We start from the raw sequence: 7230 nt of genomic DNA on the forward strand, positions 1-7230 counted from the left end.
CCGTCGCGGCGATCACGGCGGCCGCGTCCTCCGGGTCGATCCCGGCGCGCAGGATCTGCAGGGTCGCCACCCGGTACATCGCGCCGGTGTCGAGGTACGCGCCGCCGATACGCCGTGCCAGGGTGCGGGCCAGGGTGGACTTCCCGGTGCCGGCGGGGCCGTCGATCGCGATACGTCGACGCGCGGCCGGGGCGCTCGGGGCGCTCACAGGCCTACCGCCTCGTACAGGTCGGAGACCTCTTTGCGGCCCAGCTTGCGGAAGGTGCCCGCGCGCTGGTCACCGAGCGCGATGGCCCCGAACCGGGTCCGGACGAGCGCCTCGACCGGGTGCCCGACCTCGGCGAGCAGCCGCCGGACGATGTGCTTGCGACCCTCGTGGAGCACGACCTTGACCAGCGAGCGCCCGTCGTGGATGTCGAGGATCGAGAACTGGTCGACCTTGGCGGGTCCGTCCTCCAGGGTCACCCCGGCGCGCAGCTGCTTGTTGACGCCCTTGCCCACGACGCCGGTGACGGTCGCCATGTAGGTCTTGGACACCTCGTAGGACGGGTGCATGAGACGGTGCGCCAGCTCGCCGTCGTTGGTCACCAGGAGCAAACCCTCGGTCTCGGCGTCGAGACGCCCGACGTGGAACAGTCGCTGCCCGGCGTCCACGCGGTCCGCGACGAGGTCGCCGACGCACGGCCGACCCTTCTCGTCGGACATGGTGGTGTGGTAACCCCGGGGCTTGTTCAGCGCGAGGTAGACCAGGGTGTCGTCCAGGACGATGCGGGTGCCGTCCACGCGGATGACGGCGGTCGCGGGGTCGACCTTGATGCCCATCTCGCGCACCTTCTTGCCGTCGACCTCGACCCTTCCGCGGGCGATGAGCTCCTCGGAGGCGCGGCGGGAGGCGACCCCGGCCTGGGCCAGGATCTTCTGTAGGCGGACCGGTGCGCCGTCTCGGCCAGCGGATTCAGTCATGAAAACGTCACATCTCTTCGTCGTCTCGGGGTGTGGGGTCGGGCGCCGCGGTTCGACGCCGCCCCAGTGGGATCCGCGGATCGTCCGCGGGGTCGTCGCTCATCTCGTCGACCAGGTCGACATCCGGCAGCAACGGGGCGATGTCCGGCAGCTCGTCGAGCGACGTGAGTCCCAATCTTTCCAGAAATAGCTCTGTGGTCCTATACAGGATGCCCCCGGTGTCCGCATCTGTGCCGCATTCCACCGCCAGCCCGCGCGCCACGAGCGTCCTCATCACGCCGTCGACGTTCACCCCGCGGACCGCCGCGACCCGCGACCGGGTGACCGGCTGCCGGTAGGCGATCACGGCCAGGGTCTCCAGCGCGGCCCGGGTCAGGGTGGACCTCGTGCCGTCCGTGAGGAGTCGCTCCACGTACGGCGCCAGGTCTCGGCGGGTGTAGAGACGCCACCCGTCCCCGGTGCGCCGCAGGTCCATCCCGCTCCCCGCGGCGGTGAGCTCGTCCCTCCACGCCCGCAACTCCGCGTCGACCTCGGCGACCGTCGCCCCGGCGGCCGCGGCCAGCAGGCCCTCCGGTGTCGGCTGGTCCACCACCAGCACCAGGGCCTCGAGTCTGGCCCGCAGAGGCGGCCCGTCCGACTCCGGCCCACCGCGCTCGTCGTCGTCCCCCATCGATCCCTCCGGCTCGGGGTCCCGGGGCTCCGTCACGTCGCTCACGTCCATTCGTCCCGTCCCTTCGTCACCTCGTCGGCGTCCCCGCCCGTCCAGCTCACCAACAGGTCCCCCAGTGCCTCGTCCTGGGCGAGCGCGACCGCGCGCGCCCGGTACAACTCCAACAGGGCGAGGAACCTGGCGACGACGACGAGGGAGTCGTCACACCCCGTGATCAGGTCGCGGAAGTCCACCCACCGACCCTCGCCGTGGAACTTCAACAGCTCCAGGACGCGGCCCGCCTGCTCGGGGACCGAGACGACGGGGGCGTGGATGTGCCCCACCCCCACCTCGTCGACCGGCCGCGGCCGGAACGCGACCGCGGCGATGGTGGCGAACTGGTCGGGATCCACCCCGAGCTCCACCTCGGGGAGCAGTCCCAGGAACTCCTCGTCGGGCCCGGCAGTCCTCGGATACGCGTGCCGCGCGGTGCGGTCGAGCTCACCGAACAGCTCCGCGACCTGACGGAACGCCCGGAACTGCAGCAGGCGGGCGAAGAGCATGTCCCGGGCCTGCAGCAGGGCCAGGTCCTCGGGATCCTGGACCTCGCCGGACGGGACGAGTCGGGCCGTCTTGAGGTCGAGCAGTGTCGCCGCGACGACCAGGAACTCGGTGACCTCCTCGAGCCCGGCCTCCGTGCCCAGGCGGCGGGTGTGCGCGATGAACTCGTCGGTGACGGCGTGGAGGGCCACCTCCGTGACGTCGAGGCGCTTGGAGTCGATGAGCCCCAGCAGCAGGTCGAACGGACCGGTGAAGTTGGTCAGGTGGACGGTGAACGCCCGCGGGTCCCCGACCTCCGTCGCCGACCCGACCGGGTCCTGACCCGACGGGGGCCCGACGCCGGTCACCGCCCGGTCACCTGCCGCGCTGGATGACCTCGCGCGCCAGGGCGCGGTAGGCCTGCGCACCCGCGGACTTCGGAGCCCACGTGGTGATCGGCTCGCCGGCGACGGTGGTCTCCGGGAACCGGACGGTGCGGGTGACGAGGGTGTCGAACACCTTGTCTCCGAACACCTCCACGACCCGGCTGAGCACGTCGCGGGCGTGGACCGTCCGACGGTCGAACATCGTGATGAGGATGCCCGTGAGGTGCAGTCGGGGGTTGATGCGGTCGCGGACCTTGTCGATCGTGTCCGTCAGCAGCGCCAACCCGCGCAGCGAGAAGTACTCGCACTCCATGGGGATGAGCACGCCGTCCGAGCACGCCAGCGCGTTGACGGTGAGCAGGCCAAGCGACGGTTGGCAGTCGACGAGGACGAAATCGTAGCGGTCCAGGACCGGGTACAGGGCGCGGCCCAGCGCCTGCTCGCGACCGACCTCGTTGACGAGCTGGATCTCCGCGGCCGACAGGTCGATGTTGGCGGGGATGAGGTCCACGCCCTCGACACGGGTCCGGACCAGGACCTCCTCCGTCGACACGGAGTTGTCCACGAGCAGGTTATAGACGGTGAGATCGAGCTGGTGGTGCGGGATGCCCAGGCCCGCGGACAGCGCCCCCTGGGGATCGAGATCCACAACGAGCACCCTGCGGCCGTACTCCGCCAGTGCCGCGGCGAGGTTGATCGTGCTGGTGGTCTTGCCGACGCCGCCCTTCTGGTTGCACATCGACAACACCACGGCGGGCCCGTGTGTGGACAGCGATTCCGGTTCGGGGATCGCGGAGAATCCCTCACCGGCCGCCGGGTCGTCGGCGCCCAGGAGCTCGGCGCGGGAGAACAACGCGGGGTCCATCGCCCCAGTGTTCAGCGCCACCGCATCTCCTCTCCTCGCCGTCTCACCCGTGCCGTCTCGAGCGTGCAGTCTCGAGCGCGCCGGGCCGTATCCACGGTCACGTTACCGTGCCCGGGGGTGACACTCGGCCCAGACCTCTCGGAGCGTGTCGACGGTGACGAGGGTGTACACCTGCGTGGTGGTGACCGAGGAGTGTCCCAGCAGCTCCTGGACCACACGGATGTCCGCCCCGCCGTCGAGGAGATGGGTAGCGAACGAGTGCCGGAACGAGTGTGGTGAGACGTCCTGCTGCACACCGGCGCGTCGGGCCGCGACCGACACCACGTTCCACAGGGTCTGCCTGGTGACGCGCCCACCGCGGGCGTTGAGGAACAGGGCCGGGCCCCCTCGGGTGGCGAGCGCGGGTCGGGCACGCACCAGATAGGCCCCCACCGCCTCGCACGCCGGACGCCCGACCGGGACGACCCGCTCCTTACCACCCTTGCCCCGCAGGATCACCGCTCCACCGTCCGGGTGGTCGAGACCGTCGAGGTCGTCGACGTCGAGCCCGACGAGTTCGGCGGCCCGGGCACCGGAGGCGTAGAGCAACTCGAGCATCGCGCGGTCGCGCAGGCGTGCGGGGTCGGTGTCCGTCTCGGTGGCGCCGGCCGCCTCGATCACCGCGATCATCCGGTCGACCGGCAGTGCCTTGGGGAGCCGCCGCGGCGGACGGGGCGGGGTGACGGCGGCGGCCGCGTCGAGGGCGGTCACCCCGTCACGGGTGGCGAACCGGTGGAGACCGCGGACCGCCGCCATGGTCCGCGCGATCGAGCTGGGGGCCAGGGCCTTCCGTCCCTCGTCCGGGTCGGCGGTGGCCAACCGGGTGCGGAACTCCTCCACGTGCGCCTCGGTCACGGACGTCAGGTCGTCGACGCCCGAAGCCGCGAGATAGCGGTGGTACTTCTCCAGGTCGCGGCGGTACGCGGCCAGGGTGTGGGCCGAGGCCCCCTTCTCGACGGCGAGGTGGTCCAGATACCCGCGGATCTGCACGGTGGCGCCGCCCTCCGAGGTCACCGGGGGTCCGATCCCGTCAGGACCGGTCGATCACCGAGTGGGCCGCGAGGATGCCGGCCACGGCGATACCATTGACGATCCGGCCGTCCAGCACGGCGTCGACGGCCTCGGCGAACGGCATGCGCGCGACCTCCATGTCCGCCTCCTCGTGCTCCGCCTCCGGGCGCTCGACCTGCCGGAGTCCGGTGGCCAGGTACACGTGGACGCGCTCCGTGCAGAACCCCGGGGACGGGACCATCTCGATGACCGGGCGCCAGTGCTCGGCCTCGAGGCCGGTCTCCTCGACGAGCTCACGGCGCGCGGTCGCCAGGGGCTCCTCGCCGTCGACGTCGCACAGCCCTGCGGGCAGTTCCCAGAGTCGCTCCCCCACGGCGTGCCGGTACTGCCGGACGAGGGTGATCCGGTCGTCGTCGTCGAGGGCGATCACCGCGACGGCGTCGTCGTGCCCACAGATCTCCCGGTCCGCGGTGCCCCCGCCCGGCATGGTCAGGGTGTCCACGCGCAGCCGCACGACGCGGCCGTCGAAGATCTCACGGCTCGCGACGGTGCGGTAGTCGTGCGTCCCGGGGGCACCGCGCTCGGACACGCCGGTCAGCTCCCGTCCGCGCGGGGGTCGGAGGCCGTCTCGGTCTCCACCTCGTCGGCACGGACGCTGGACGTCTTGGCGTCCGGTGCGTCCACGGTCTCCGGGCCGGTGTCCCCGCTCTGACCGGTGCGCCACGGTTCGACGGGCAGTCGCATCTCGTTCTCGTAGTCGAGCGCGGCCTTGATGAACGCGACGAACAACGGGTGGGGGCGGGTCGGACGCGACTTGTACTCCGGGTGAGCCTGGGTGGCGACGAAGAACGGGTGCTGCTCGTGCGGGTACTCGACGAACTCGACCAGGTGTCCGTCCGGGGAGGTCCCCGAGAACTGCAGGCCGGACTCGGCGATCCTGTCGCGGTAGGCGTTGTTGACCTCGTAGCGGTGGCGGTGACGCTCGGTGATCTCGGTGGACCCGTACGCCTCGGCCACGACCGAGCCCTTGGTGAGCGTGGCCGGGTAGGAGCCCAGACGCATGGTGCCGCCGAGGTCGGCGTTGCCGGCGACCGCGTCCACCTGATCGGCCATGGTCGAGATGACCGGGTGCTCGGCATCGGGGTCGAACTCGGTGGAGGAGGCGCCCTCGAGCCCGACCGAGCGGGCAGCCTCGATCACCGAGCACTGGAGACCGAGGCACAGCCCGAGCAGCGGGATGCGGTTCTTGCGGGACCACGAGATGGCGCCGAGCTTGCCCTCGATCCCCCGGATACCGAACCCGCCGGGGATGAGCATGCCGTCCACACCACGGAGCGCCTCGCGCGCGCCGGCCTCGGTGGTGCAGGCATCGGATTCGACCCACCGGATGTTCACCCGGGCGTGGTGCGCGAAGCCGCCGGCGCGCAGTGCCTCGGTGACGGAGAGGTAGGCGTCGGGCAGGTCGATGTACTTGCCCACGAGGGCGATCTCGACCTCCTCGCGCGGCTCGTGGACGCGCTGGAGCAGGTCGCCCCACACGGTCCAGTCCACGTCCCGGAACGGCAGGTTGAGACGCCGGATGACGTGCGTGTCGAGGTGTTCGCTGAACAGCACCTTGGGGATGTCGTAGATGCTCGGGGCGTCCGGGGTGGACACGACGCCCTCGAGGTCCACGTCGCACATCAGCGCGATCTTGGCCTTGAGCCCGTCGGTGACGTCCCGGTCCGAGCGCAGGATCAACCCGTCGGGGACGATGCCGATCGAGCGCAGCGCCGCCACCGAGTGCTGGGTGGGCTTGGTCTTGAGCTCACCCGACGGCGCGAGGTACGGAACCAGGGACACGTGGAGGAAGAAGATGTTCTCGCGGCCCACCTCGTGGCGGACCTGCCGGCACGCCTCGAGGAAGGGCTGGGACTCGATGTCACCGACGGTCCCACCGACCTCGGTGATGACCACGTCGGGGCGGCGCCCCTGGTCATCGGGGTCGCCCATCGCGATGATGCGGTCCTTGATCGCGTCGGTGATGTGCGGGATCACCTGCACGGTGTCACCGAGGTATTCGCCGCGGCGCTCCTTGGCGATGACCGCGGAGTACACCTGCCCGGTGGTGACGTTGGCCTTCGCGTCCAGGTCGCGGTCGAGGAAGCGCTCGTAGTGACCGAGATCCAGGTCGGCCTCGGCGCCGTCCTCCGTGACGAACACCTCACCGTGCTGGAAGGGGTTCATCGTGCCGGGGTCCACGTTGATGTACGGGTCCAGCTTCTGCATGGTCACGCGGAGACCGCGGGCGGTGAGCAACTGCCCGAGACTCGAGGCGGTGAGCCCCTTGCCCAGCGACGACGCCACGCCGCCGGTGACGAAGATGTGCTTGGTCTCGGACCGCGATGCGGTTCGGTTCAGTGCCAAGGGGACTCCCGTGTCCATACGCCGGAATGGATGAATGCTGGTGTGGCTCCGGTGCACCCCACGGGGCTTCAGGCTATCACCGCTCCGGCGTCGGGGGGAGCGACGGCGCCGCGGCGGTCGCGTCCGGCCTCAGCCCGTAGTGACCCTGCCCACCGTCGAGCTGCTCCGCCAGCGCCAGCGTCGTCGCCAGACGTCCCGCCTCGGTACCGGCGTCATCGATGGTCGAGACGTCCTCCTCCGCCGAGGACCGCAGGATGCTGACCGCGTCGCGTCCCCCGGAGTCGCCCGTCCGCACCGCGACCACCGCGCCGGCGCCCTCGCCGTCGAGGGTGCGGGCCAGGGCGGCGACACGGACCCCGGTCGATTCCTCG

At 71.0% G+C, this 7230-nt stretch carries 9 protein-coding genes; all 9 read right to left on the bottom strand.

The annotated features are described in order from the left end of the window. Nucleotides 1-208, bottom strand: a 208-nt coding sequence (locus tag G6023_RS10715; protein ID WP_182635453.1) for a (d)CMP kinase, incomplete at its 3' end; no start/stop codon positions are given. Then, complete coding sequence (locus G6023_RS10720) at nt 205-963, bottom strand: pseudouridine synthase (RefSeq protein ID WP_182635455.1); 759 nt, start codon at nt 961-963, stop codon at nt 205-207. The genes G6023_RS10720 and G6023_RS10715, both read right to left, overlap by 4 nt. A 7-nt stretch (nt 964-970) precedes the next feature. Next, nucleotides 971-1684 (bottom strand): SMC-Scp complex subunit ScpB, encoded by a 714-nt coding sequence (scpB, locus tag G6023_RS10725; protein ID WP_182635458.1) that lies wholly within the window; start codon nt 1682-1684, stop codon nt 971-973. Continuing rightward, nucleotides 1675-2520: a segregation and condensation protein A gene (locus G6023_RS10730; RefSeq protein ID WP_374220828.1), complete on the bottom strand. Its 846-nt coding sequence runs from the start codon at nt 2518-2520 to the stop codon at nt 1675-1677. The genes scpB and G6023_RS10730 overlap by 10 nt, the downstream gene beginning before the upstream one ends. 7 nt (nt 2521-2527) lie before the next feature. Beyond that, the gene (locus G6023_RS10735; protein ID WP_182635466.1) at nt 2528-3403 is read right to left on the bottom strand and encodes a ParA family protein; all 876 of its coding nucleotides are present in this window, start codon (nt 3401-3403) and stop codon (nt 2528-2530) included. A gap of 102 nt (nt 3404-3505) precedes the next feature. Further along, a complete protein-coding gene (locus tag G6023_RS10740; RefSeq protein ID WP_182635460.1) occupies nt 3506-4456 on the bottom strand; it encodes a site-specific tyrosine recombinase XerD in 951 nt (316 codons plus the stop codon). A gap of 16 nt (nt 4457-4472) precedes the next feature. After that, nucleotides 4473-5042 carry an NUDIX domain-containing protein gene (locus G6023_RS10745; protein ID WP_163375740.1) on the bottom strand — a complete coding sequence of 190 codons (570 nt, stop codon included), beginning with the start codon at nt 5040-5042 and terminating at the stop codon, nt 4473-4475. Between the two features lie 5 nt (nt 5043-5047). Next, on the bottom strand, nt 5048-6877 hold the full coding sequence (locus tag G6023_RS10750) for a CTP synthase (RefSeq protein WP_182635462.1): 1830 nt from the start codon (nt 6875-6877) through the stop codon (nt 5048-5050). A 58-nt stretch (nt 6878-6935) separates the two neighbouring features. Further along, a partial coding sequence (locus G6023_RS10755; RefSeq protein WP_182635464.1) for a copper transporter occupies nt 6936-7230 on the bottom strand: 295 nt, incomplete at its 5' end.

This window comes from Dietzia sp. DQ11-71 (assembly GCF_014144995.1).
In the GTDB taxonomy this organism is placed as follows: domain Bacteria; phylum Actinomycetota; class Actinomycetes; order Mycobacteriales; family Mycobacteriaceae; genus Dietzia; species Dietzia kunjamensis.